Source organism: Pseudomonas sp. p106 (assembly GCF_003936645.1).
Classification (GTDB): domain Bacteria; phylum Pseudomonadota; class Gammaproteobacteria; order Pseudomonadales; family Pseudomonadaceae; genus Aquipseudomonas; species Aquipseudomonas putida_E.
Genome location: NZ_RHQR01000001.1, coordinates 165660 through 190617 on the forward strand (window position 1 = coordinate 165660; position 24958 = coordinate 190617).

The following is a 24958-nucleotide window of genomic DNA, read 5'->3' on the forward strand; positions in this document are numbered from 1 at the left end:
TGTGTGAAATACGATAAATCGATTTTATTTATCAGTCACCACCTGTTTCCATACTGACCAACCCAGCGCTGCCACAAGCGGCCGCCGGGCATGGCGCGCACCCCTGCGCCATCTGACCAGATGACGAGCCACGTCATGCAGTGCGCAACACAAAAACAAGACAGGCGTTTATTCACATTCTGCCGGCACACTTGAGCAAGAGGTCAGACGCACATGAATCACTCCCTAGCCGCGTTGAAACGCTGGCGCATCCAGATTTTCGCTATCACCTGGCTGGCCTACGCCGCCTTCTACTTCACCCGCAAGGCCTTCTCGGTGGCCAAGCTCGGCATTGGTGAAGACCCGACTTTCATGCTCGACAAGGCCTCCATGGCCAACCTCGACGCCATCTACCTGGCCGCCTATGCCGTGGGCCAGTTCACCTGGGGCATGCTTGCCGACCGCTTCGGCCCGCGCGTGGTGGTGCTCGGTGGCCTGCTGATCTCGGCGGCGGCAGCTGTGGTGATGGGCAGCTACGCGACCTTCCCGATCTTCGCCACCTGCATGCTGATCCAGGGCCTGGCGCAGTCCACCGGCTGGGCCGGGCTGTGCAAGAACATCGGCAGCTTCTTCCCCGCCGTGCAGCGCGGCCGGGTACTGGGGTTGTGGAGCTCGTGCTATGCATTCGGCGGCCTGGTCGCCTCGCCGTTCGCCGGCTGGTGGGCCTATACCCTGATCGGCACCTGGCAGGCGGCATTCTTCTCCACTGCCGCGGTGGTGGCGGCGGTAGCGGTGCTGTTCTTCTTCCTGCAGCGCAACAAACCCGAGGATGTGGGCTTGCCGGCGGTCGAGCCCGAGCCGCAGAGCATGGCCCCGGCCGGCAGCCTGTGCAGTGTGTGGGCGCCGCTGCGCGAGATCCTGCGCAACCGCACGGTACTGACCCTGGGCCTGGCGTACTTTCTTCTAAAACCGGCGCGCTACGCGATCTTGCTATGGGGGCCGGTGATCGTCTTCGAGCAGATGCCCTCGGTCGGCAAGGTGGGTGCTGCGATCATCCCCACGGCCTTTGAACTGGCCGGGCTGCTGGGCCCGATCATCATCGGCCTGGCCTCGGACAAGCTGTTTGGCGCCCGGCGCATGCCGGCCTGTGTGATCAGCCTGGTGCTGCTGACCGTGGCCCTGGCAGCGTTCATGGCAGCCATGCACAGCGGCAGCATCGCCATGGTGGTTGGCCTGCTGTTCTTCATGGGCCTGACCCTGTACGGGCCAGACTCGATGATCAGCGGCGCGGCGGCCATCGACTTCGGCACCGCCAAGGCCGGTGCCACGGCAGCCGGTTTCGTCAATGGCTGCGGTTCGGTGGGCGCGGTGCTCGGCGGCCTGTTGCCCGGTTACTTCGACAGCGTCACGGTGTTCATCGTGTTCGCCGGCTGCGCACTGTTCTCGGCCCTGGTGCTGCTGCCGCACTGGAACAGCCGCCCGGCCAGCGCAGCCCAGGCCAATGATGTGGCGCCCAACACCAGCATGGCGATCAAGCCACTGCGTACCTAAAGGAAAGCGAGCGAATGAGACCCTTCTGGCTGCAACAGGCCCTGGATTGTGAACAGGACGCGGTATGCCCGCCACTGCAAGGCGATGCCCGCTGCGACGTGTGCATCGTCGGCGGCGGCTACACGGGCCTCTGGACCGCGCTGATGCTCAAGGAGGCGGTGCCGGCGCTGGACGTGCTGCTGATCGAGGCTGACATCTGCGGTGCGGGCGCCAGTGGGCGCAACGGTGGTTGCGCGTTGTCCTGGTCGGCCAAGTACTTCACCCTCGAGCGTCTGTTCGGGGTGGCCGAAGCGGTGCGCCTGGTAAGCGAGTCAGAGCGCAGCATCGGTGCCATTGGCGCGTTTTGCGCGGCCAATGGCATCGAGTGCGACTACCGCCTGGACGGCACACTGTACACCGCCACCAACCAGGCCCAGGTGGGTGCAACCGATGCGGTGATCGCTGCGCTGGAGCACAAGGGGATCAATTCATTCGAGCGTTTGCCGCTGGATGAGGTGCAGCGCCTGGCCGGCTCGGCGCGGCACCTGGAGGGCTGGTTTTCGCCGGCCGCCGCCACCGTCCAGCCTGGCCGGTTGGTTCGCGGCCTGCGGCGTGTGGCGTTGCAGCGCGGCGTGCGCATTCATGAAGGCACGGCCATGACCGGCCTGGAGCATGGCACCCCGGCGCTGGTGCGCACGGCCCACGGCACGGTGCGTGCCGACCGCGTGGTGCTCGGCCTCAATGCCTGGATGGCGCGTGCCTTCCCGCAGTTCGAGCGCAGCGTGGCGATCGTCTCCAGTGACATGGTGATCACCGAACCGTGCCCCGAGCTGCTGCACGAGATCGGCCTGAACAACGGCATCAGCGTGCTGGACTCACGGATCTTCGTGCATTACTACCACAACACCTCCGATGGTCGCCTGATGCTCGGCAAGGGTGGCAACACCTTCGCCTATGGCGGGCGCATGCTGCCTGTGTTCGATCAACCCTCGCCATACCGGCCGCTGCTGCGTGAGAGCCTGGCCGATTTCTTCCCTGCCTTGGCCCAGGTGCCCCTGGCGGCCAGCTGGAACGGCCCCTCCGACCGCTCGGTGACCGGGCTGCCGTTCTTCGGGCGGTTGGACGGGCAGGGCAACGTGTTCTATGGCTTCGGCTACTCTGGCAGCGGGGTAGGGCCGTGCCACATGGGCGGGCAGATCCTCTCGTCGCTGGCGCTGGGGCTGGACAACCCGTGGACCCGCTCGCCACTGGTCAAGGGCCCGTTGGGGCTGTTCCCGCCGGAGCCGATCCGTTACCTGGGGTCGCTGATGGTGCGCAATGCAATCCGGCGCAAGGAGCGCGCCGAAGACCGGGGGCTGCGGCCACGCCACCTGGACGTGCGGCTGGCCCGGTTCGCAGCGGCGGCGGGCAAGGCCGACAAAGCGTGAGATTTCTTGTCGAACACTGGCCCGAGGGCGTATAAACTGCTCCCACTTTTTGGCCGGTCGCTTCCTGAACCGGCCGCTGAAACAAGAGAGTCGACATGGGCGCACAGTGGAAAGCCAAGCATAGAGAAACAGCTGCCAATGCCAAGGGCAAGATCATGGGCAAGCTGTCCAAGGAAATCCAGATCGCAGCCAGGTCGGGCGCCGACCCCGACATGAACCCACGCCTGCGCCTGGCCATCGTGCAAGCCAAGAAGGCTTCCATGACCCGCGAGACCCTGGACCGGGCAATCCGCAAGGGCGCGGGCCTGGACGGTGATGCCGTGCAGTACCAGGCGGTGACTTACGAAGGTTTCGCGCCGCACCAGGTGCCGCTGATCGTCGAGTGCCTGACCGACAACGTCAACCGCACCGTCGCGCAGATTCGCGTGCTGTTCCGCAAGGGCCAGCTGGGTGCCAGCGGTTCGGTGGCCTGGGACTTCAACCATGTGGGCCTGATCGAAGCCATGCCCGACGGCGATGCCGACCCGGAAATGGCCGCCATCGAAGCCGGTGCCCAGGACTTTGAAGAAGGTGAAGAAGAGGGCTCGACCCTGTTCATCACGGACACCACCGACCTGGATGCAGTGCAGAAAGCCCTGCCCGAGCATGGTTTCACCGTCTCCTCGGCCAAGATCGGCTACACCCCGAAGAACCCGGTGAGCGCTGCCAGCCTCAGTGCCGAGGCACTGGCTGAAGTCGAGGCGTTCCTCGAGGCGATCGACGAGAACGACGACGTACAGAACGTCTACGTTGGCCTGACCGAGTAAAAGACGGGGCCGCTTTGCGGCCCAATCGCCGGCAAGCCGGCTCCCACAGGTACAGTGCAAAGCTCAGGTTCTGCGCGGTACTTGTGTGGGCCGGCTTGCCGGCGAATGGGCCTGTGTTCAGCCTGGGGAAGCCTGCATGAACCCAACCTTCGCCTCCCTCAGCCTCGCCCACCTGCGTACCCTCGACTGCCTCCTGCAGCTGAAAAACCTCAGCCACGCCGCCGAGCGCCTGGGCGTCAGCCAGTCGGCGTTGAGCCGCCAGCTGGCCCATCTGCGCGAAGCCTTCGACGACCCATTGCTGGTGCGCCAGGGCCGTGGCTACGTGCTCAGCGAGTACGCCCAAGCCCTGGTCGAGCCGCTGCGCCAGGTGCTTGAAGAGCTTCAGGCCCTGCGCCAGCCGGCCGCGTTCGATCCGGCCCGTTGCGAGCGGCGCTTCTGCCTGGCCGCGTCCGACTATGTTGCAGAGCACATGCTGCCGCTGCTGGTGGCGGCGCTGGAGCAGGAAGCACCGGGCGTGAGCATCGACTACCGCACCTGGCAGGCCGGGCAATACGCTTTGCTCGCCAGCGGCGAGATCGACCTTGCGACCACGCTGTTCGACGAATCGCCGGCCAACCTGCACGGTCGCCTGCTTGGCGAGGACCGTGCGGTGTGCCTGATGCGCCGGGACCATCCGCTGGCGGCCTGCGAAGTGCTGAGCCAGGACGACTACCTGGCCTTCAAGCACGTGCGCATCTCCGGCGGTGGCGACAAGGACAGCTTCATCGACCGCCACCTGCGCACCCAGGGGCTGCAGCGGCGCATCAGCCTGGAAGTGCCGTTCTTCTCGGCCACCGTGCAGGTCATTGGCAACAGCCAGGCGCTGGCGACGGTGCCCGAGCATATTGCCTGCCAACTGTGCCGGCTGCATGGCCTGGCCTGGCGGCCGCTGGGGTTTGTGGAGCATACCCAGCGCTACTGGGTGGTGTGGCACCAGCGCCTGCAGGCGTCGGCCGAGCACCGCTGGTTGCGCAACCGGGTGTTCGAGCTGTGGCGCCAGTCTCAGTTCGGCGTGCAGGGTGGGCATGCGGCTTTGCCATAGCAGGTATGCGCCAAGCGGGGTTATTGGCGTGGCGGCAGGCGCCTAGACTGGGGCCCTTGTGCTGTTGGTGATGCCCCCATCGCCGGCAAGCCGGCTCCCACAGGTGCCCAGAGCCTTCAAGCCCAGTGCAGTACCTGTGGGAGCCGGCTTGCCGGCGATGGGGGTGGGCCTGACAGCGGACAACCCACAGGAGACCGCGCGTGACCCCAGAACAATTCCGCCAGTACGGCCATCAATTGATCGACCTGATCGCCGATTACCGCCAGAGCGTCGGTGACCGCCCGGTGATGGCCCAGGTCGAGCCCGGCTACCTTAAAGCTGCCTTGCCTGCCGGCGCCCCGCAACAGGGCGAGCCGTTCGAAGCGATCCTCGATGACGTCAACACGCTGGTGATGCCAGGCCTGTCGCATTGGCAACACCCCGATTTCTATGGCTACTTCCCGTCCAACGGCACCTTGTCCTCGGTGCTCGGCGATTTTCTCAGCACGGGCCTGGGTGTGCTGGGCCTGTCATGGCAATCGAGCCCTGCGCTGAGCGAGCTGGAGGAAACCACTCTGGACTGGGTACGCCAGTTGCTGGGCCTGTCGGGGCAGTGGAGCGGCGTGATTCAGGACACAGCGTCTACCAGCACCTTGGTCGCGCTGATCTGTGCCCGTGAACGTGCCACCGACTACGCCCTGGTGCGTGGCGGCCTGCAAGCCGAAGCCAAACCGCTGATCGTGTATGTCAGCGCCCACGCCCACAGTTCGGTGGACAAGGCCGCGCTGCTGGCCGGTTTCGGCCGCACCAACATCCGCCTGATCGCCACCGACGAGCAGTTCGCCATGCGCCCCGATGCCTTGTTGGCGGCCATCGAACAGGACCTGGCCGAAGGCAACCAACCCTGCGCAGTGGTCGCTACCACCGGCACGACCACCACCACGGCGCTGGACCCCTTGCGCCAGATTGGCGAAATCGCCCAGGCCCAGGGGCTGTGGCTGCACGTCGATTCAGCCATGGCCGGCTCAGCGATGATCCTGCCCGAATGCCGCTGGATGTGGGACGGCATCGAGCTGGCCGACTCTGTGGTAGTCAACGCGCACAAATGGTTGGGGGTGGCGTTCGACTGTTCGATCTACTACGTGCGAGACCCGCAGCACCTGATCCGGGTGATGAGCACCAACCCCAGCTACCTACAGTCGGCGGTCGATGGTGAGGTGAAGAACCTGCGTGACTGGGGCATCCCGCTGGGGCGTCGCTTCCGCGCGCTGAAGCTGTGGTTCATGTTGCGCAGCGAGGGGGTCGAGGCGTTGCAGCAGCGCTTGCGGCGCGACCTGGACAATGCCCGTTGGCTGGCCGAACAGGTTGAGGCGGCAGGGGAGTGGGCGTTGTTGGCGCCGGTACAGTTGCAGACCTTGTGCATTGTGCATCGGCCTGGGGGGCTGGAAGGGGAGGCGCTGGATGCGCATACCAAGGCATGGGCTGAGCGGCTCAATGCCTCCGGTGAGGCTTATGTCACGCCGGCGACCTTGAACGGGCGCTGGATGGTGCGGGTTTCGGTGGGGGCGCTGCCCACTGAGCGCGAGCATGTCGAGCGGTTGTGGCAGCGCTTGCAGGCAGTGGTCAACGGCTGAAATGCTTGGGGCCGCAGTGCGGCCCCTTGCGTCTGTCAGTGGCTCACTGTCTGAAGGCTACCCTTGCGGCTGGCCTCATAGGCTTCCTTGTCCATCGGCTTGGCCTGCGGGTTGCCCAGGTCTTCCATCGCCAGGCGATGGGTTTCCGGCGCGACATACGCTGCCAGGGCACATACGCAGGTGATGAAGAACGCCAGGCCGCCAACCACCAGCGGAATGTTATCCGAGCCTGGTGGCGCTACCAGGGCGAACAACGCCGGCAGCATCGCAGTCAGCATGGTGCCGATGTTCTGGGCAATGGCCATGGCCGACACGCGGTAGCGGGTGTTGAACAGCTCAGGGAAGAAGCTTGGGAACACCGCGTTGTAGCCTTGGTAGACCATGCCCCACATCAGGATCGAGGTAGCGAAGGCCAGCGGCACGTTCTGGATGCTGATTGCATACAGGTAAACGAAGGCCAGCAGGCCTGAGCCCAGGCAACCGGCGATCATGGTCGGGCGACGGCCGATCTTGTCGGAAAGATTGCCCACGAACGGGATAACCAGCACTGCAACGATGTTGCCCACCACTGGGATCCACAGGTACACGCTCTTGTCGAAGCCGATGCCGTAGGCCGGCTGTACCGCGTAGGCCGCGCCGAAGATGGTGGCAACTACCGGGATCACGTTCATCAAGGCCATGAACATCACCAGCACCATGTGCTTCCAGCTGTGGCGGAAGGCCTCGCTGATTGGCGACTTGGCAACCTTGTCCTGCTTCTCTTCCTTCACGAAGGCCGGAGTTTCGTGCACTTCCTTACGGATGATGAAGCCTGCGATCAGCACGATGGCGCTCATCAGGAACGGAATGCGCCAGCCCCAGTCGTTGAACGCCTCGCTGGGCATGAAGTAGGCCAGTGGCAGGAACACCGCCGCCGCCATTACCTGGCCGGCCTGGACGCCCTGCAAGGTAAAGCTGGCGAAGTAGCCGCGCCGCCCGAACGGTGCGTGCTCCATGATCATCGAACTGGCCCCGGAGATTTCACCGGCCACGGCAAAGCCCTGGACCAGGCGCAGCAGCACCAGCAAGGCCGGGGCGAGCATGCCGATATCGTGGTAGGTAGGCAGCAGGCCCACGGCCATGGTCGAAATGCCCATCAGGAACATGCACAGCAGCAGCACGTTCTTGCGCCCGCGGGTATCACCCCAGTGGCCGAGCACGAAGGCGCCGACCGGACGGGCCAGGTAACCCACGCCGTAGGTGGCCAGCGAGGCGATGATCGCCATCTTGGGGTCGGTGTTGGGGAAGAAGATCTGCGGGAAGATCAGTGCCGCAGCCTGGGCATAGATGAAAAAGTCGTAGTACTCGAGTGCCGAGCCTATCCATCCGCTGGCGGTCGCTTTCTTGGCTTGAGAGCTGGAGTTAGCCATCGTTGTCTCCGTTGTTTTTGTTGGTCGCCGCACAGCCGGTGCCGTCAGGCGGCAAGCCAGTGGGTGTGCGATCGCTATCGGGAGTATGTGGGTGCTTAAAGGGCCGACGATCGCGAGCCAAGTCTGTTTGGAGACAACGATCGAGCAGGTGCGGGTTGCAAGGCGAGGGATGTTTGCATAGGTCTGTACCCGTTTTATTGAACTTATTATGTCGTGGCGCTGGGCTTGTGAGCGCAGGTTGTGCCGAACGGCCACTGGGCAGAAAGTGGTGGTCGGTGTGCCTGCGTCTGGTCTCATGGTTGCGCAGGGGTGGCAGTGAATCAATTCGCCAAAACGGGTTTTGTGCGGTAATCGAACGCAAAACTAACCGTTCCGTACAAAGTGATTGCTGCCATGACTTTACCTGCGAATAATTCATCATGCCAAGAAGTCTGATGGTGTGTTGCTTAGCCCCAGCTTCCAGCCCAGTAGCCCCATAACAAGGAATTCCACCATGCAGCGTTCGATAGCCACCGTGTCCTTGAGCGGCACACTGCCGGAAAAGCTCGAAGCCATCGCCGCCGCCGGGTTCGACGGCGTCGAGATCTTCGAAAATGATCTTCTCTATTATGCCGGCAGCCCGCGCGAGGTGCGGCAGATGTGCGCCGACCTCGGCATCGCCATCACCCTGTTCCAGCCGTTCCGCGATTTTGAAGGCTGCCGCCGCGACCGCCTGCAGAAGAACATCGACCGCGCCGAGCGCAAGTTCGACCTGATGCAAGAGCTGGGCACCGACCTGGTGCTGGTGTGCAGCAACGTGCAGGCCGACGCCCTGGGCGAAGAACAACTGCTGGTGGACGACCTGCGCCTGCTCGCCGAGCACGCCGGCCAACGCGGCATGCGCATCGGCTACGAAGCCCTGGCTTGGGGCCGTCACGTCAACACCTACCAGCAAGTGTGGAACCTGGTGCGCCAGGCCGACCACCCGGCGCTGGGCGTGATCCTCGACAGCTTCCACACCCTGTCGCTCAAGGGCGACCCTGCCGCGATCCGCGACATCCCCGGCGACAAGATCTTTTTCGTGCAGATGGCCGACGCGCCGATCCTGGCCATGGATGTGCTGGAGTGGAGCCGCCACTTCCGCTGCTTCCCGGGGCAGGGCGAAATGGACCTGGCCGGTTTCCTCGCGCCGATCCTGGCCACCGGTTATCGCGGCCCGCTGTCGCTGGAAATCTTCAACGACGGCTTCCGCGCCGCACCACCGCGCCAGAACGCCGCCGATGGCCTGCGTTCGCTGTTGTACCTGGAGGAACAGACCCGCCTACGCCTGCAACAGGAGGGCACTGCGATCGAGCCGGGTGTGCTGTTCGCACCGCCCGCCGCCAGTACCTACGACGGCGTGGAATTCCTCGAATTTGCCGTGGACGAAGCGGTCGGCGCGCGTCTGGGCAGCTGGCTCAAGCGCCTGGGTTTTGCCGACGCCGGCAAGCACCGCAGCAAGGACGTACGCCTGCTGCGCCAGAACGACATCAACATCGTGCTCAATGCCGAGCCCTACTCCTTTGGCCACAACTTCTTCGAGGCCCACGGCCCATCGTTGTGCGCCACCGCGCTGCGGGTCAAGGACGAGCACGCGGCGCTGCAACGCGCCACCGACTTCCGCGGCCAGCCGTTCCGTGGGCTGGTCGGCCCCAACGAATGTGAGGTGCCTGCAGTACGCGCCCCGGATGGCAGCCTGATCTACCTGGTGGAGCAGGGCAAGGAAGGCCCGTCGCTGTACGACACCGACTTCCGCCTGGACCAGAGCGCCAGCAGCACCGGTGGCCTGCAGCGCATCGACCACATGGCCCTGGCCTTGCCGGCCGAGTCGCTGGACAGCTGGGTGCTGTTCTACAAGAGCCTGTTCGACTTTGCCGCAGATGATGAAGTGGTGTTGCCCGACCCGTACGGCCTGGTCAAAAGCCGCGCCCTGCGCAGCCAGTGCGGCAGCCTGCGCCTGCCGCTGAACATCTCGGAAAACCGCAACACCGCCATCGCCCACGCGCTGTCGAGCTATCGCGGGTCGGGCGTTCACCATATCGCCTTCGATTGTGCCGACATCTTCAAGGAAGTGGCCCGGGCGAAGGAAGCCGGTGTGCCGTTGCTGGAAATTCCGCTCAATTACTACGACGATCTGGCGGCGCGTTTCGATTTCGACGACGAGTTCCTCAGCGAGCTGGCGTACTACAACGTGCTGTATGACCGCGATGCCCAGGGTGGCGAGCTGTTCCACGTATACACCGAGGCGTTCGAGGACCGGTTCTTCTTTGAAATCATCCAGCGCAAGGGGGGGTATGCCGGGTACGGTGCGGCCAACGTTCCTGTGCGTTTGGCGGCGATGGCCAAGCGGCGCAGCGGAGCGGCGCGCAAGCCGGTGCTGTAACGGCCCAAGGGTTCACGGCTTGTGAGATCGGGCGCTGCCTGTGCAGCGCTTGATCAAGGGGCTCAGGCTGGGCCCCCGCCAATCCTGCCCACCCGATCAACAGCGCGCTTCCTTCCAACCCTCCACTCACGGATAATCCCGTCCAAATCCCAATAAATACCCCGTGAGCAGCTATGAGCAATCCCGTTGCCCCCCTCGGCCAGCCCGAGATCGAAGGGACACGCAAGTCGCGCAAGAACAACCCTGAAAAAACCCGCGAGGACATCCTCCAGGCCGCCATCAACGAGTTCGTCCAGCAAGGCCTGGCGGGCGCGCGGGTGGATGCCATCGCCGAGCGCACAGCCACCTCCAAGCGCATGATCTACTACTACTTCGGCAGCAAGGAGCAGCTGTACGTCGAGTGCCTGGTCAAGCTGTACGGCGACATCCGCAAGACCGAGCACCGCCTGGACCTGGAGTCGCTGCCGGCCGAGCAGGCCATCCAGCGCCTGACCGAGTTCACCTTCGACCACCACGACCGCAACGTCGATTTCGTGCGCATGGTCTGCACCGAAAACATCCACTACGGCGAGTACGTGAAGAAAACCCCGGCCATCCGCGAGATGAGCAGCCTGGTGCTGCAGGCGCTGGGCCGCACGCTGGAGCGTGGCGTGCAAGAGGGGGTGTTCCGCCCGGGCATCGAGGTCATCGACCTGCACATGCTGATGAGCGCGTTCTGCTTCTATCGGGTCTCGAACCGCCATACTTTCGGCGATATCTTCCAGATCGACCTGCTGGATGAGCAGGTCAAACTGCGCCACAAGGCCATGATCTGCGAAGCAGTGATGCGTTACATCCAGGCCTGAGTGCCGTTCACTCGCCCAGCCGTTGCTCACGTGACGGCGGGTAGCCGAAGTAGGCCGCGTAGCACTTGCTGAAGTGCGACACCGAAACAAAGCCGCAGGCCACCGCAACCTCCATCACCGACAGGTCGGAGTACTGCAGCAGGCGGCGGCTCTTGGTGATGCGCAGTTCCATGTAGTAGCGCCGCGGCGAGGTGCCCAACTGGGCCTGGAACAGGCGGTCGATCTGCCGCCGCGAGCGGCCGCTGTAGGCCGCCAACTGGTCGAGGCTGAGGGTTTCCTCGAGGTTGTTCTCCATCAGCTCGACGATGGTGCGCAGGTGCAGGCTCATCGACTTTTTCGCCCCCGGGCCGACCTGCCGGTAGCGGGCGCCGGAGAACGACAGGATTTCTTCGACGCCTTCTGCCAGGCCGTCACCGTAAAGGCGGCGGACCAGGCCGAGCATCAGTTCCATGGCGCCATTGGGGCTGGCGGCGCTGAGCCGGTCACGGTCCAGGGTGAAGCTGGCCGGGGTGATGCGTGTCTGCGGGCTGCGCTCGGACAGGCTGGCGCGCTGCTCGGGGTGGATACTGCAGCCATAGTCATCCAGTACCCCGGCGCGGCCAAGAAACCAGGCGCCGTTCCATAGCCCGCCCAGGGCCTTGCCGTGGGCGGCGCAGTCATCCAGCAGGCGATCCAGTTCAGGGTACTTCAGCGGTGTGCGCAAGCCTCCGCAGATGATCAGCAGGTCAAGTGCTTTCAGTTCGCTGGCAACAAGGTCAGTGGCCACCAGCTCCAGGCCCAGGTCGCTCAGCACCCGGTCGCCGTCCAGCGACAGTGGGGTGAAGCTGAAGCTGTCGGCGCGCAGCAGGTTGGCGGTGACCAGCACGTCCATGGCCACGGTGAAACTGGCCATGGAGAAGTGTTTGAGCAGGACGAAGTCGACGCGGTAGGGCGCCTGGGGGCTGCCCGCGGTGGCCTTGAGCCGCAGCATGTTGGTGGTGCTGGTCTTCTTGCTGAACTGGCGTGGGGTGGGCACTCTGGACTCCGCTTCCTGGATGGCCTGGCGAGTGTGGCCGGTAGCTAGGGGAAAGACAATCGCCTGGGTGGGCCTGTGGTATTGGAGGTCGTATTGAGGCAACTGGGCTATGCTGGCGCCTCCCACCTGGAGAACCTCGATGAAATACGCCGTCGCCCTGTTGTTCAGCCTGCTGCCACTGGTGGCAAACGCCCTGCAAACCGGGGAAAAGCTCGCACCGTGGACGCTGCTCGACCAGCATGACCAGCCCTATACCCTGGACGCCGGCACGCATGTGCTGCTGGTGGCCCGCGACATGGACGGCGCCAAGCTGGTGAAGGCGGCCCTGGCTGAACAGCCCAAGGGCTACCTGGAGTCGCGCGATGCGGTGTTTGTGGCGGATATCCAGCGCATGCCGGCGCTGATCAGCAAGCTGTTCGCCATCCCGGCCATGCGTGATTACAACTACCGGGTTATGCTTGATCGTGAAGGGCAGGTGGCCAGCCGCTATCCTGGGCAGGAAGGCAAGGTGCTGTGGTTGCAGCTTGAGCAGGGTGCGTTGGTCAGCCAGCAGGAGTTCGCTGATGCGAAGGCTTTGAAGGCTGCACTGGAGAAGGCCCAGGCAAGTAAATCCGAATGAACCCTTGCCGCTGGCAGTAACCCAACCCTTTACATGCCAACGGGAGAGTGCTCATGGAAATCGGAACGATCTGGATCATTGTCGCGGCCTTGGTCATCTTGCTGGAGATCTTCGCCATCTGGCACATCATCGGCAGCGAACGGCGCGCGGAGCGCAAGATGCTATGGATCGTCTTCGTCGTCTACGCCCCGTTCCCCGGGTTGCTGTTCTGGGCCTGGCGCGGGCCGCGGGCAGTGAAGGGCAGGGCGGTACTGCAAGAAAAGTGAGGGGCACGGCATCAGGTGCGGGGCGCCTGATGCCGTTCATGGCGCTGAGTTGAGCCATAATCTGGGGGCCGGTACTTTCAACATGAAAGCCTTTCAACCACCCCTGTGCCCGAGCCCCCCATGCTGCCCATCGAATTGCTCACCACTACCCGCGACCAGGCCGACCTGATCCGTAATCTCTATCAGTTCTATGCCTACGAGTCCTCTGACTGGGAGCAGGAAGACGTCGAGGTAGACGGGCGCTTCTACATTCACGAAGAGCACCTGCAGCGCTATTGGCTTGCAAACGGTTGGAGCGCAAACCTGGTACTGGTGGATGGTTTCATTGCCGGTTTCGTGCTGGTCGAGCGCAGCGAGCTGCCTGGCATCAATGCCAGTGAACTGGCCGACCTGTTCATCCTCAAGCGCTACCGCCGGCAGGGTATTGGCCGTGCGGTCGCGCTGCAGTTGCTCAGCGGTGCCGGAGACTGGCTCCTGCGCTGCTATGCGCCGGACCCCACCGCCGTTGCCTTCTGCAAAGCCGTCGTGGCCGACTTGCCGCGGCCGGTGCAGCAAATCGTGCTGGGTGATGACCCGGACCTGCTCACCTATAAGGTTACGTCCGCTTACCACTGAGCGGCGCTGGCAAAAAACTGTGAGCCACTTCACAAAATCCACTCAAGCGGCATAATGCCATTACCTCGTATTCAAGACCCGGTCGCTCTGGCCTGGGGTTCCTTTTCGTGCGCGTTGCAGGTTCAGGGAAATTTTCATGTCGCTAGTCGCAAGCCCCGACATCATGTATCGGCTGTTGATCCAGAGCGTGGTGGACTATGCCATCTACCTGCTCACCCCCGACGGTATCGTCGCCAACTGGAACCCGGGCGCCCAGCGGGCCAAGGGTTACCTTGCCGACGAAATCGTCGGCAAGCACTACTCGCTGTTCTACAGCGAAGCCGAGCGCGTCGCCGGCCTGCCCGAGCAGAACCTTGCGCAGGCGCGCGACACGGGCCGCTTCGAAGAAACCGGCGCACGCCTGCGCAAGGACGGCTCGACCTTTCATGCCCACGTGGTGATCGAGGCGGTGCGCGATGACAACGGCCATCTGATTGGCTTCGCCAAGGTCACCCGCGACATTTCCGAGCGGCGCCAGCAGGAACTGGAGCTGTTGCAGGCCAAGGAGCTGGCTGAACAGTACAGCCAGGAGATGACCAAGCTCTCGCAGTTCCTTGATTCGGTGATCGCCAACATTCCCGCCAGCGTTATCGTCCAGGACCTGGAAAGCCAGCGCATCCTGTTGGCCAACCAGCAGGCCGAACGCCTGTTCGGTGGTCGCGGCAGCAGCATGATCGGCCAGTTGCCGGGTGAGTGCCTGGCACCGGCTGCGGCTGACTACCTGGAACAGCAGCTCGCCCGTGGCGCGCGCAACCCCAAGGGTTATGCTGCTGAAACCCGGGTCGATACCGCCTGTGGCCCGCGTACCTTGCGCAGCCGCGCACTGCTCAGCCAGAACCGCGAGGGCCAGGCCGACTATGTGTTGTTCGTGGCAGAAGACGCCACCGAGGAACTGGCCGCCCACGCCCAGATCCACCACATGGCGCACCACGACGCGCTGACCGGTTTGCCCAACCGCACACTGTTCAACGAGCGGCTCAAGCAGGCACTGGTGCGCGGCCATCAGAACGACAAGCTGACCGCAGCGCTGTGCCTGGACCTGGACAACTTCAAGAACATCAACGACTCCCTCGGCCATGCTTTCGGCGACAAGCTGCTGCGCGCCCTGGGCAAGCGCCTGCGCCGCGAGCTGCGCGAGCAAGACACCCTGGCCCGTTTGGGCGGCGACGAGTTCGCCGTGGTGCTGACTGGCCTGGACGGCCGCGAGGCTGCCTGCAATACGGCGAAGCGCCTGATTGAAGCGATTTGCCCGCCGTTCCAGATCGAAGGCCACCAGTTCACGGTGGGCGTGAGCATCGGCATCGCCATCGCCCCCGATGACAATGAGCAGGCCGAGCAGCTGCTCGGTTACGCCGACATGGCCCTCTACGAAGCCAAGCGCAATGGCCGTAACCGCTACGAGTGCTTCCACGTCGAACTGGATGTCGCCGCCCGCCAGCGCCGCCTGGTCGAGACCGACCTGCGCACTGCGCTGCACCTTGGGCAGTTGCACCTGCATTACCAGCCGATAGTGGACCAGCAGACCAGCAGCGTGACTGGCTACGAGGCGCTGTTGCGCTGGGAGCACCCGACCCGTGGCATGGTCATGCCCATGGACTTCATTCCCATTGCCGAGGAGACCGGGCTGATCCACGAACTCGGCACCCGTGCGCTGAACCTGGCGTGCCAGGAGGCGGCCAGCTGGGACAGTGAGCAGACGGTGTCGGTCAACCTGTCACCGGTGCAGTTCAAGAACGCCAACCTGGTCCATACCGTGGCGCTGGCCCTGGCCGACTCGGGCCTGGCGCCCCAGCGCCTGGAGCTGGAAATCACCGAATCGGTACTGCTGGGCAACAGCGAGGAGAACGTGCGTACCTTGCGCGCGCTGAAAGACCTGGGGGTGTCGATTTCGCTGGATGACTTCGGCACCGGGTATTCGTCGCTCGGTTACCTGCGCTCGTTCCCGTTCGACCGGATCAAAATCGACAAGTCGTTCGTGCATGACATGTGCGACAGCCGCGAGGCGATGTCCATCATCCGGGCGATCACTGAGCTGTCCAACAGCCTGATGATCAAGACCACGGCAGAGGGGGTGGAGTCCGAAGAGCAGATGCAGCGCCTGGCGGCGGAGGGGTGCTCGCACTTTCAGGGTTATTTGTATGGGCGGCCGGTGCCGGCGGGGGAGCGGTTGAAGCAGGTGGCTTTGGCGGTGGGTTGAAGGGGCCGCAAAGCGGCCCCTGGCATTCAGCTGTTCCAGTCCGGCGCAAAGTCTGGGTTCACCACCCGCTGATCCTTTGGCAACCCGGCAATCAGCGCCCGATCCTGATCATCCAGGCGCACATCCAGCGCCGCCAGGTTGCTCAGCTGGTTCTCGCGGCTGCTGGCCTTGGGGATCACCGCCACGCCGTCCTGGTCCAGCAACCACTTGAGCGCCACCTGGCTCGGCAACACACCATGCTTGCGGGCGATGTCCTGGATCACCGGCTGCGCCGCCGCCCGCCCGCGGGCCAGCGGGGTATACGCCGTGAGCAGCAGGTCGTGCTGGCGGGCGTAGTCGAGCAGCGGTTGCTGGCTGAGCAGCACGTGGTATTCCACCTGGATCGCCGCCAGCGGCGCGCCCAGCGTTTCGATCACTTGGCGCAGCAGGCCGAGGGGGAAGTTGGCCACGCCGATGCTGCGTACCTTGCCCTCGTCACGCAGGGCCACCAGCGTCTCGATGCTGCGGGCCAGGTCCCAGTCCTTGCCGGGCCAGTGAATATGGAACAGGTCGACCTGCTCGGTGCCCAGGGCGCGCAGGCTGTTCTCCAGGGATTGGCGCATGGCCTCGGGCGCCAGGCGGTCCCACCAGACCTTGGTGGTCAGGTGGATCTGTTCGCGTGGCACGCTGCTGTCGCGCAACGCCTGGCCAACAGCAGCTTCGTTGTCGTAGGCGGTGGCGGTATCGATGTGCCGGTAACCCAGCTCCAGTGCCTGGTGAACTGCACGCGTGCACTCGGCGCCGGTCATCGGCCAGGTGCCCAGGCCGATGCTGGGTAGGTCGAGGCCGTTGCGGGTGGTGAGCCTATGCATGAAAACTCCTTGTTCGGGTTCGAGGGCCACGTTCGATGGTGCGCGTTTCGCCTGTCAGGGACCACGAGTAGGGAGCTGAAAGTGGTCGATCAGCGAACGGAAAACACATTGGCTTGAACCGGCGTGTCAATTGACCTTCCTTAAGTCGTCGTATCTCTTCTAGAATCCCTGTTGTCGCACTGCCTTCACCTGGCGCTGCATGCCGCAGCGCCGCCATCGAGAACGCCATGAGTTCCAGCACACCGCTGTCCGGAGTCAACCACCCCCTGCGCGGTATCGCCCTGGTGGTGGTGGCCACGTTCCTGTTCGCCAGCCACGATGCCTTGTCCAAATTCCTCGGTGGGCTCTACCCGATCATCATGGTGGTGTGGGCCCGCTACCTGGTGCACACACTACTGATGGCCGGCATATTCCTGCCCAAATCCGGCCTGAATGTGCTGCGCACCCGGCGCCCGGTGCTACAGACGTTGCGCGCGTTGAGCCTGCTCAGCACCAGCCTGCTGTTCACCACCGGCTTGCAGTACCTGCCGCTGGCCGAGGCGACCTCGGTCAACTTCCTGGCCCCGGTGCTGGTCACTGCGCTGTCGGCGCCGCTGCTCAAGGAGCGCGTCACGCCAGGGCAATGGGTGGCGGTGGTGCTGGGCTTCATCGGCGTGCTGGTGGTGGTGCACCCCGGTGGCGCGATGTTCACCCCGGCAATCCTGTACCCCTTCGGCTCGGCGCTAGGCTTTTGCTTCTACCAGTTGCTCACGCGCATACTCGCCGCCCATGACAGCCCCACCACCAGCAACTTCTACGCCGGGCTGTGCAACACGCTGGTGATGAGTGCGTTGGTGCCGTTTTTCTGGGAGCTGCCGCGCTGGGACCACGCGCTGCTGATGCTGGCACTGGGCGGTTTCGGCATGAGTGCGCACCTGCTGCTGACCCAGGCCTTCCGCCACGCCGCGCCAGCTCTGCTGGCGCCGTTCAGTTATTGCCAGATCGTGTTTGCCGGCTTGCTGGGGTTGCTGATCTACGGGCAAGTGCCCGATAGCACCACCTTGCTGGGTATCGCCATCATCTGCCTGAGTGGGCTTGGGGCTGCCTGGATGCAACGCAGGAAGTGAGCCGGTGGCAGGGGGCGCTGTCGCCTGCCCGGCAATCCTGACAGAGCCTACCTATCACCCTCCAATAGCCACTCTATTAGAAGTCTGCCCAAGCTCGACTAGTCTTGACCGTGGCCCTGCGAATTCCCCTGCGGGCGGCGTCAGAGCACCTGGGTGCAAGACCCTGCCGCCACGCCGTGACAGCTTCGCAAGCCCCTGTCGGAACGTGACCGACCTGACCTGATGAGGGGTAGGCATGAGCCCATGTGCTCGGCTCAAAGAACACCTGGCATAGACCGGAAATCTGGATAACCGACCCAAAGGTAACAGCAGATGTCGAACGAATCGAAATGCCCGTTCCATCAAACCGCAGGTGGCGGCACCACCAACCGAGACTGGTGGCCTGACCAGCTCAACCTCAGGATTCTCCACCAACATGGCGCCAAGTCCGACCCGATGGACCCGGACTTCGACTACGCCAAGGCGTTCAAGAGCCTCGACTTCCAGGCGCTCAAGCAAGACCTGACCGCCTTGATGACCGACTCCCAGGACTGGTGGCCGGCCGACTTCGGCCACTATGGCCCGTTGTTCATCCGCATGGCCTGGCACAGCGCCGGCACCTACCGCATCGGTGACGGCCGCGGCGGCGCCGGCTCTGGCCAGCAGCGGTTCGCACCGCTCAACAGCTGGCCCGACAACGTCAGCCTGGACAAGGCCCGGCGCCTGCTGTGGCCGATCAAACAGAAGTACGGCAACAAGATCTCCTGGGCCGACCTGATCGTGCTCACCGGCAACGTCGCCCTGGAATCGATGGGGTTCAAGACCTTCGGTTTTTCCGGCGGCAGGGCGGATGTGTGGGAGCCGGACGAAGACGTGTACTGGGGTTCGGAAAAGGTCTGGCTGGGCGGCGATACCCGTTACGGCAAGGACCAGGTCAAGGCCCAGGCGCCCGGGCAGGGGGACCTGGTGGCCGAACCCGCCAAGCATGGTGAAGAACAGAACCGCGACCTGTCGGCCGAGCGCAACCTGGAAAACCCGCTGGCCGCCGTGCAGATGGGCCTGATCTACGTCAACCCGGAAGGCCCGGAAGGCAACCCCGACCCGGTGGCTTCGGGCAAGGATATCCGCGAAACCTTCGGCCGCATGGCCATGAACGATGAAGAAACCGTGGCCCTGATCGCCGGTGGCCATGCCTTCGGCAAAACCCATGGCGCAGGCCCTGCTGATAACGTCGGCCCCGAACCGGAGGCCGCCGGCCTTGAACTGCAAGGCCTGGGCTGGGCCAACAAATTTGGCACCGGCAAGGGTGGCGACACCATCACCAGCGGCCTGGAAGTGACCTGGACCTCTACGCCAACGCGTTGGAGCAACGAGTACCTGAACAACCTGTTCAACTTCGAGTGGGAACTGACCAAGAGCCCGGCCGGTGCCCATCAGTGGCAGCCCAAGGAGGGCAAAGGCGCTGGCACCGTGCCGGATGCCCATGACCCAGGCAAACGCCACGCACCGTCCATGCTCACTTCTGACCTGGCCCTGCGCTTCGACCCGATCTACGAGCCGATCGCCCGGCGCTTCAAGGACAACCCCGACCAGCTGGCAGACGCCTTCGCCCGTGCCTGGTACAAGCTGATCCACCGCGACATGGGCCCCCTGGCACGTTACCTCGGGCCGGAAATGCCCAACGAGGAACTGCTCTGGCAAGACCCGCTGCCCAAGGCCGATCAAGCGTTACCCAGTGAGCAGGACATTGCCGCGCTCAAGAGCAAGATACTGGCGTCGGGATTGAGCGTCGGTGAGCTGGTATCCACCGCCTGGGCGGCCGCCTCGACGTTCCGTGGTTCCGACAAGCGCGGTGGCGCCAACGGTGCGCGCCTGCGCCTGGCGCCGCAGAAGGACTGGCCAGCCAACCAGGGCACGGGCAAAGTGCTGGCGGCACTGGAGCAGATCCAGGGTGAATTCAACAACGGTGGCAAGCACATCTCTCTGGCCGACCTGATTGTGCTGGCCGGTACCGCCGCGGTGGAAAAGGCCGCCAAGGATGCCGGCTACGCTGGCAACGTGCAATTCCGCCCGGGCCGCGTCGACGCCTCCCAGGAACAGACCGATGTCGAGTCGTTTGCCGTGCTCGAGCCACTGGCTGACGGTTTCCGCAATTTCACCAAGGCGCGTTACAGCGTCAAGGCCGAGAAACTGCTGCTGGATAAAGCCCAGTTGCTGACCCTGACCGCGCCGGAACTGACCGTGCTGATCGGCGGCCTGCGGGTGCTCGGTGCCAACCATGGCGGCAGCAAGGACGGCGTGTTCACCGACCAGCCTGGCACCCTGAGCAATGACTTCTTCCGCAACCTGCTGGACATGGGTGTGGAGTGGAAGGCCACCTCGGGCGACAACGAAAGCTTCGAAGGCCGCGACCGCAAGACCGGGCAGGTGAAGTGGACAGGCACCCGTGTGGACCTGGTGTTCGGCTCGCACGCGCAGTTGCGGGCGCTGAGCGAGGTGTATGGCAGCAGCGATGGCAAGGACAAGTTCGTCAAGGACTTCGTTGCGGCTTGGGTGAAGGTGATGGAGCTGGATCGTTTCGACTTATAATGCGGGGTCTAGGGGTGATGTTGTCATAACGCTGGCATTACTCGCAAAAAGTGCCTCTGCGCGCCCTCCGGCTCCGACGTCAGCGGAGGGCATCCAGCGACCATAAACCTTGGCGATCATGGTCCAGTCTTTGTGGCCCATTTGCTGGGCAACCCACATTGGGTTTTCGCCAGCGCTGAGCATCATCGAGGCGTATGTGTGTCGGCTCTGGTAAGGGCGCCTCCACCGTACGCCTGCTTTTTTCATAGCAGGAACCCAGATCACTCGGTAGATGTAGCCAGCATGCCGCCATGGCTCGCCAGTGATTGTGTTCAGGAATACGTGCTTTCCGGCCAGAAAGGTCAGCTCCTTCTGCTTGAGCAGTGCCTCCCTTGCAGGGCCAAGTAGCTTAACCGTTCTCCGGCTTGAGGCGGTTTTGGTCGACTCGGGAACCTTGGCTGCCCTAGTCTTGGCCCGGACAATTCGGATCTCACCAGCGATCCAATCGATATCCCCCCATTCCAGCGCAATCAGCTCGCTAGGACGAAGCCCCGTCCAAAAGGCGAACTGAAGCTGCGCCCATGTCTCTCCTCGTGATGCCTTGAGCAGAGCTTCTTGCTCTTCCCGGGTGAACGGGTCCACATCGTCCTCTTCTTTGACCTCCTCCCGATTCTTATATGCCCATCCAGAAAGAGGATTCGTCTCAATGATTTCGTCCTCTACCGCATCATTGAGAGCTGACCGAAAGCAGGTCTGAACAGTCGTCAGCCTCTTGTTCGACACTTTGTACCCGGAAAACTGATCTTTGATCACCTTCTTGTTCAGCTCTCCGAGCGAGAGATTCCCGAACATTGGCTTGAGCACCGACCTGATGATCGACCGGTACAGGGCTGTGGTGCTCGATTTGAAGTTCTGCGTCTTCCGCTCCAGCCATTCGTCAAGGTAGACGCCGATATTCTGGTTCGAGCTGGTCCTGGCGAACTGGGCAGCACGCTTTGATCGCGGGAATGTGGCTGCGTAGTCGAACGTTCCGTTTGAAATGGCGTACTCGATGGCAGCCTTATGCTGCTCGGCCTTTTTCAGGTTAGCGGCGGTGGGCTTGAGCTGGACCCGTTCCCGGCACCGGACGCCCTGGTATTGGAATGTGATTTCGATACTACTTGAAGACGCGGGCCTGACGCCTCCCCCATCTCTACCCATGAGTAATACCCCTCAACGTCAATTAGGATTCTTCCATCCGGCGCTTTGCGCCAGACCATGTGCTTCGGCCATTTGCCGTCACGGATTTTGGTCCTTATGGCGTCGGGTGTGTAGCCGGATTCGCGAGAGAACTGTTCTACGGTCTTGTATCGGACCATGTTAGGGCCTCCTCAGGCCGTGAAGTGGTGCCCGACCTTCGCCGCACGGGCGGCTTCCTCGGTGCGGAACATGAGCCGGGTTTTGCCTGGGCGGCCTTCCGATTCGTACTCGGCCTCAACCCACCAGTGTCCGAACATGCGGTACGGCTCGCCGAGGATCTTCGTGACGTAGCAATCGATCAGGTTCATGGATGCCTCCTTGGTCAGTCCCAGTCGTGGCTGACGCCTGGCTTGATTGGTGGCGTGCACTGGAGGGAGCCAAGCTCCAGCAGGGTGAAGTGGCCATCCATCCAGCCGGCGGTGTCGATGTGGAAAACATTGCCGAGCACGGCCGGCTGCCGGAGCGGGGTGTGTCCGACCACTACGGCGCTGATGCCAGATACTGGTTCGGTATTGCCCTCATTGATCCGGCTGCGGGACCACTGGGCGACGGCCTGAACATGGTCCACCTCTGCCGGGGAGCCAGTCTCAATGCTCAGCTTGAAATCAGGCCAGCGACCGTATGGCACGTCCGCGTGAACGATTCCGACAATCCCGCGCGCTGTTTCGACCTCGATGGCCAGGGGGAGGGCTTCAAGCGCCACAACAACATCGGCCCGCTCATCCTGCGATAGCGCGTAGAACCAGGCTCCGCCGTTGCAGAAGTGCAGGTCGGTGCTTCCTTCGCGGAAGGCCGATACGGTCATTTCCTCGTGATTGCCGCGAATAGCGTGAAACCAAGACTGATCAAGCCATTCCATGGCGGACAGGCTTTCCGGCCCACGGTCGACCAGGTCGCCGACACTGAAAAGCCGGTCAGCTGCCGGGTTGAAGCCGGCTGTGTCCAGGGCACGCTGCAGCCGGGTGAAGTGCCCGTGGATATCGCCGACCGCGAAATCGCGGCCAGCCGTGTTTGCGGCGAAGCGCTTGATGCGCACCACCTCGATGTTTTCGAGCATTGGTGTCTCCACGCCGCCGGTGGCGGCAGGTTGGTGGTCAGGTCGTGGCCTGCGCGATGGTCTGTTCGAACCGTGACGCCAACTCAGCGTTGACCTCGGCTTTGGCCAGGCTGTCAGCAGTGCCCTTGGCCCTGTGCAGGGTTTCGTACTTGCGCAACTGGGCGGCGGCTGCGGTCAGGTCGGCCAGAAGCAGGGGCGCCGCGGCGATCAGCTTTGCGTTGGCCCGGCGCAGGTCCCGGCTGAGTTCCGCAGGGCCGATCTCGGTGAAGGTCACGCAGTCGCCGCAGTCAGCGATCATCCAGCCGTCAGAGGGGAGCGCTTTCACGCCATCGCCGCTGTCAGCGCCGAGACCGGTGAAAACCTCGGTTTCGTTCAGGACTTCCCATGGGCCGGGCGTGTGTTTGTGTTTCGTCATGGCAATAGCTCTCCATGCCCGCGCATGTCGGCGGGCTTGAGTCGTTGGGGATGGGGGAAGTTTCGGCTTAGCCGCAGCGGATGCGCGGGGAGTGGAACGTCTGCGGGCGAGCAGGGCGGACAGCCTCGAAATAGAGGCTCCACATGTCGTCCCAGGCTTCCTTCATGGTGGTGCCCTGGCCGGTCACTCCCATACGTCGGCACCACCAGGAGCCGTTCCAGTAGGTCATTCGTGCTTTCATGGTCGCGGCCCTTTGTAGATCAGGTAGGCCATGTACATCAGGGGCAGGATCATGGCTGGGCCTCCTTTGCTGCCGCCTTGCGCTGGCGCATCAACTGCTGCGTGCCTTCGGGGTAGGTGATCTCGACAGCGCCCATGGCTACAGCCTTGGCGCGCTTGCTCAGGCAGATGTCGAAGTGCTCCTTGATGGTGCCGGCGTGCTGAATCCACTTGCGCTGCACGCCGATCTTGTCGGCCATTGACAGCAGTTCTGCGGTGCTGTCTGCGAACATGTGGCACATCTTCATGCGGCCGAAGCCGGCGTTCATGTCGTCGACGTATACGGTCATGCGCATAGCTCCTTCGGCACCTGAACGGTATCACCGAGCTTGGCGGCGACGTAGGCGCGTGTTGCTGCGATCAAACGGTTTTCACCGCTACCGAATCCCGCCCGGGCATCGCCGTCACCGAGATCGATCCAAACCTCTGCGCCGCGGCCGCCGCCAAGCACTTTGGGAACTCGGCGTTCTTCTGGGTCGATGCGTTCAATCAGTGGCCCGCCCAGCGCCCAGTCTTCCCACGGGTTGTAGCGTTTGGTGTGCTCGATGGCCTGGCCCTGGTACCGTGCGAACACCCGCCAGGGGTTGCCGTACTGCGGCTGGACCAGTTCAAGGTTCAGCCCTTCGGCTTTGCCAACGGCCCAGCCAAGCGCTTCGCCCACCAGGTCTGCCGTCTTCACTTCGATCAGGTCGGTCATGTGTGCACCTCAATCGCAACGTCGTCGTGAATCCACTCGATGTCGAGCAGATCATCCTCAACAATCTGGCTTTCCCGAAGATCGGCCATGTCCACTAAGTCCTGGGCTTCATCATCAGGTACACCCTCAATGACCTTCCGGAAGTTGACGACGGCCTTCCCGGTCAGAATGACTGTCTTGCTCACAGCTGATACCTCTCATCAATCCAGCGCCCAGGCGCCAGTGCGGGTGTAGGTTCGGGTTGTGTTTCGTGCGGGGAGAGCTGGCGCTTGTTGCCGGCCTGCAGCTGGCTGTCGGGGATGCAGCTGATGCCGACGCCATTTAGCAGGTAGCAGGTGACGCCGCGCTGGCTGTCGCGCTGCACGTCGATGACGTTCTCGGTTGCGCTGGCGCCGGTGGCCAGCAGCAGGAGGCAGAGGGCGAGGCGGGTCATGGCGTCACCACTCGACGACCCCACCAGCATGATGGCCCGGCGTCTGTGTCGTAGATGGCCAGGCAGAACCAGCCATCACCCTCTGGCTTGCTTGGATCCCAGTAGCTGCAATCGGGGTCGCCAGACTCGAAGTAGCGTTCTGCGATGTCCTCCGGTGCGTCGGTTTCGAGTTCGACTCGGACTACCTCAAGCCCCTGCTGGGCGACCCAATCCCTGCTTTTCTCGACGTCGCCCTCGTCGAAGTCGGGCAGGTCAGGGTGCTGAAACATGCCGTATTCGTCACGGCGCACCACTGCTGGCCTGATCAGGCCTTGGCGGTCGAGGCGTTCGATCTCTGCGAGTATCAGCGCACCAGCCTTCACCAGGTCGCGGCGCCGATCAGCGCTTGGCTTGAATGTTCCCGGCGCCCACGGCCAATCGGTGCTCATGGTGCCAGGCTGACCTGCCAGCCGTGCGTAGACGCTCGCCGCCCTGGCCAGTTCGCCGCTGGTG

26 protein-coding genes are annotated in these 24958 nt (G+C 63.5%); 13 read left to right on the forward strand and 13 right to left on the reverse strand.

Annotated features, from left to right (window positions below; all coding sequences use genetic code 11):
• The first annotated feature begins 213 nt into the window (after positions 1 to 213).
• The 5 genes from EGJ09_RS00810 to EGJ09_RS00830 all read left to right on the forward strand — a co-directional run bounded on the left by EGJ09_RS00810 (position 214) and on the right by EGJ09_RS00830 (position 6436).
• Positions 214 to 1530, forward strand: coding sequence for an MFS transporter (locus tag EGJ09_RS00810; RefSeq protein WP_046785494.1), 1317 nt, complete (start codon positions 214 to 216; stop codon positions 1528 to 1530).
• A gap of 14 nt (positions 1531 to 1544) precedes the next feature.
• Positions 1545 to 2936 carry an FAD-dependent oxidoreductase gene (locus tag EGJ09_RS00815; RefSeq protein WP_125922933.1) on the forward strand — a complete coding sequence of 464 codons (1392 nt, stop codon included), beginning with the start codon at positions 1545 to 1547 and terminating at the stop codon, positions 2934 to 2936.
• A gap of 95 nt (positions 2937 to 3031) precedes the next feature.
• Complete coding sequence (locus EGJ09_RS00820; protein ID WP_039603624.1) at positions 3032 to 3742, forward strand: YebC/PmpR family DNA-binding transcriptional regulator; 711 nt, start codon at positions 3032 to 3034, stop codon at positions 3740 to 3742.
• Positions 3743 to 3878: 136 nt separating this feature from the next.
• Entirely contained in the window at positions 3879 to 4823 is a 945-nt protein-coding gene (locus EGJ09_RS00825; RefSeq protein ID WP_046785492.1) for a LysR family transcriptional regulator, read from the forward strand.
• 200 nt (positions 4824 to 5023) lie between these two features.
• The gene (locus EGJ09_RS00830) at positions 5024 to 6436 is read left to right on the forward strand and encodes a DOPA decarboxylase (RefSeq protein ID WP_046785491.1); all 1413 of its coding nucleotides are present in this window, start codon (positions 5024 to 5026) and stop codon (positions 6434 to 6436) included.
• 35 nt (positions 6437 to 6471) lie between these two features.
• Here the strand turns inward: EGJ09_RS00830 and EGJ09_RS00835 are convergent, their stop codons facing one another.
• Entirely contained in the window at positions 6472 to 7845 is a 1374-nt protein-coding gene (locus tag EGJ09_RS00835) for an MFS transporter (RefSeq protein WP_046785490.1), read from the reverse strand.
• A gap of 493 nt (positions 7846 to 8338) precedes the next feature.
• Here EGJ09_RS00835 and quiC point away from each other — a divergent pair, with 493 nt between their 5' ends.
• Together quiC and EGJ09_RS00845 are read left to right on the forward strand one after the other, a co-directional pair.
• Positions 8339 to 10246 carry a 3-dehydroshikimate dehydratase QuiC gene (gene quiC, locus EGJ09_RS00840; protein WP_012314114.1) on the forward strand — a complete coding sequence of 636 codons (1908 nt, stop codon included), beginning with the start codon at positions 8339 to 8341 and terminating at the stop codon, positions 10244 to 10246.
• Between the two features lie 173 nt (positions 10247 to 10419).
• A complete protein-coding gene (locus EGJ09_RS00845) occupies positions 10420 to 11091 on the forward strand; it encodes a TetR/AcrR family transcriptional regulator (RefSeq protein WP_012314115.1) in 672 nt (223 codons plus the stop codon).
• A 7-nt stretch (positions 11092 to 11098) separates the two neighbouring features.
• On the opposite strand, the gene EGJ09_RS00850 is transcribed toward EGJ09_RS00845, so the two are convergent.
• Positions 11099 to 12106, reverse strand: coding sequence for a GlxA family transcriptional regulator (locus EGJ09_RS00850; protein WP_046785488.1), 1008 nt, complete (start codon positions 12104 to 12106; stop codon positions 11099 to 11101).
• A 139-nt stretch (positions 12107 to 12245) separates the two neighbouring features.
• On the opposite strand from EGJ09_RS00850, the gene EGJ09_RS00855 reads away from it, so the two are divergent.
• The 4 genes from EGJ09_RS00855 to EGJ09_RS00870 all read left to right on the forward strand — a co-directional run bounded on the left by EGJ09_RS00855 (position 12246) and on the right by EGJ09_RS00870 (position 15842).
• The gene (locus EGJ09_RS00855) at positions 12246 to 12725 is read left to right on the forward strand and encodes a hypothetical protein (protein ID WP_046785487.1); all 480 of its coding nucleotides are present in this window, start codon (positions 12246 to 12248) and stop codon (positions 12723 to 12725) included.
• Positions 12726 to 12778: 53 nt separating this feature from the next.
• Positions 12779 to 12991, forward strand: a complete 213-nt coding sequence (locus tag EGJ09_RS00860) for a PLDc N-terminal domain-containing protein (protein WP_012314118.1) — start codon at positions 12779 to 12781, stop codon at positions 12989 to 12991.
• Positions 12992 to 13111: 120 nt separating this feature from the next.
• A complete protein-coding gene (locus EGJ09_RS00865) occupies positions 13112 to 13606 on the forward strand; it encodes a GNAT family N-acetyltransferase (protein ID WP_115275073.1) in 495 nt (164 codons plus the stop codon).
• 136 nt (positions 13607 to 13742) lie between these two features.
• The gene (locus EGJ09_RS00870; protein ID WP_125922934.1) at positions 13743 to 15842 is read left to right on the forward strand and encodes a bifunctional diguanylate cyclase/phosphodiesterase; all 2100 of its coding nucleotides are present in this window, start codon (positions 13743 to 13745) and stop codon (positions 15840 to 15842) included.
• Between the two features lie 26 nt (positions 15843 to 15868).
• Here EGJ09_RS00870 and EGJ09_RS00875 read toward each other — a convergent pair whose 3' ends face one another.
• Positions 15869 to 16693: an aldo/keto reductase gene (locus EGJ09_RS00875; protein ID WP_115275071.1), complete on the reverse strand. Its 825-nt coding sequence runs from the start codon at positions 16691 to 16693 to the stop codon at positions 15869 to 15871.
• A gap of 227 nt (positions 16694 to 16920) precedes the next feature.
• Here EGJ09_RS00875 and EGJ09_RS00880 point away from each other — a divergent pair, with 227 nt between their 5' ends.
• Positions 16921 to 17799, forward strand: coding sequence for a DMT family transporter (locus EGJ09_RS00880; protein ID WP_012314122.1), 879 nt, complete (start codon positions 16921 to 16923; stop codon positions 17797 to 17799).
• A 312-nt stretch (positions 17800 to 18111) separates the two neighbouring features.
• A complete protein-coding gene (gene katG, locus EGJ09_RS00885; protein WP_125922935.1) occupies positions 18112 to 20367 on the forward strand; it encodes a catalase/peroxidase HPI in 2256 nt (751 codons plus the stop codon).
• On the opposite strand, the gene EGJ09_RS00890 is transcribed toward katG, so the two are convergent.
• The 10 genes from EGJ09_RS00890 to EGJ09_RS26615 form a co-directional block, all read right to left on the reverse strand.
• On the reverse strand, positions 20362 to 21546 hold the full coding sequence (locus tag EGJ09_RS00890) for an Arm DNA-binding domain-containing protein (RefSeq protein ID WP_125922936.1): 1185 nt from the start codon (positions 21544 to 21546) through the stop codon (positions 20362 to 20364). The genes katG and EGJ09_RS00890 overlap by 6 nt on opposite strands.
• 170 nt (positions 21547 to 21716) lie before the next feature.
• Entirely contained in the window at positions 21717 to 21893 is a 177-nt protein-coding gene (locus tag EGJ09_RS26495; RefSeq protein WP_177333902.1) for a hypothetical protein, read from the reverse strand.
• A gap of 14 nt (positions 21894 to 21907) precedes the next feature.
• On the reverse strand, positions 21908 to 22642 hold the full coding sequence (locus tag EGJ09_RS00900) for a metallophosphoesterase (protein ID WP_125922938.1): 735 nt from the start codon (positions 22640 to 22642) through the stop codon (positions 21908 to 21910).
• Between the two features lie 37 nt (positions 22643 to 22679).
• On the reverse strand, positions 22680 to 23057 hold the full coding sequence (locus EGJ09_RS00905; protein WP_125922939.1) for a hypothetical protein: 378 nt from the start codon (positions 23055 to 23057) through the stop codon (positions 22680 to 22682).
• Between the two features lie 67 nt (positions 23058 to 23124).
• Entirely contained in the window at positions 23125 to 23298 is a 174-nt protein-coding gene (locus EGJ09_RS26400) for a hypothetical protein (protein ID WP_158621120.1), read from the reverse strand.
• Between the two features lie 49 nt (positions 23299 to 23347).
• Positions 23348 to 23626, reverse strand: coding sequence for a DUF4031 domain-containing protein (locus tag EGJ09_RS00910; RefSeq protein ID WP_125922940.1), 279 nt, complete (start codon positions 23624 to 23626; stop codon positions 23348 to 23350).
• Positions 23623 to 24033, reverse strand: coding sequence for a phage protein NinX family protein (locus EGJ09_RS00915; protein WP_125922941.1), 411 nt, complete (start codon positions 24031 to 24033; stop codon positions 23623 to 23625). Before EGJ09_RS00915 ends, EGJ09_RS00910 begins: the two co-directional genes overlap by 4 nt.
• Complete coding sequence (locus EGJ09_RS00920; protein WP_060545661.1) at positions 24030 to 24218, reverse strand: hypothetical protein; 189 nt, start codon at positions 24216 to 24218, stop codon at positions 24030 to 24032. Before EGJ09_RS00920 ends, EGJ09_RS00915 begins: the two co-directional genes overlap by 4 nt.
• Positions 24215 to 24466: a hypothetical protein gene (locus EGJ09_RS00925; protein WP_125922942.1), complete on the reverse strand. Its 252-nt coding sequence runs from the start codon at positions 24464 to 24466 to the stop codon at positions 24215 to 24217. The genes EGJ09_RS00920 and EGJ09_RS00925 overlap by 4 nt, the downstream gene beginning before the upstream one ends.
• Positions 24463 to 24735, reverse strand: coding sequence for a hypothetical protein (locus EGJ09_RS26615; RefSeq protein WP_218567544.1), 273 nt, complete (start codon positions 24733 to 24735; stop codon positions 24463 to 24465). The genes EGJ09_RS00925 and EGJ09_RS26615 overlap by 4 nt, the downstream gene beginning before the upstream one ends.
• Between the last annotated feature and the right edge of the window lie 223 nt (positions 24736 to 24958).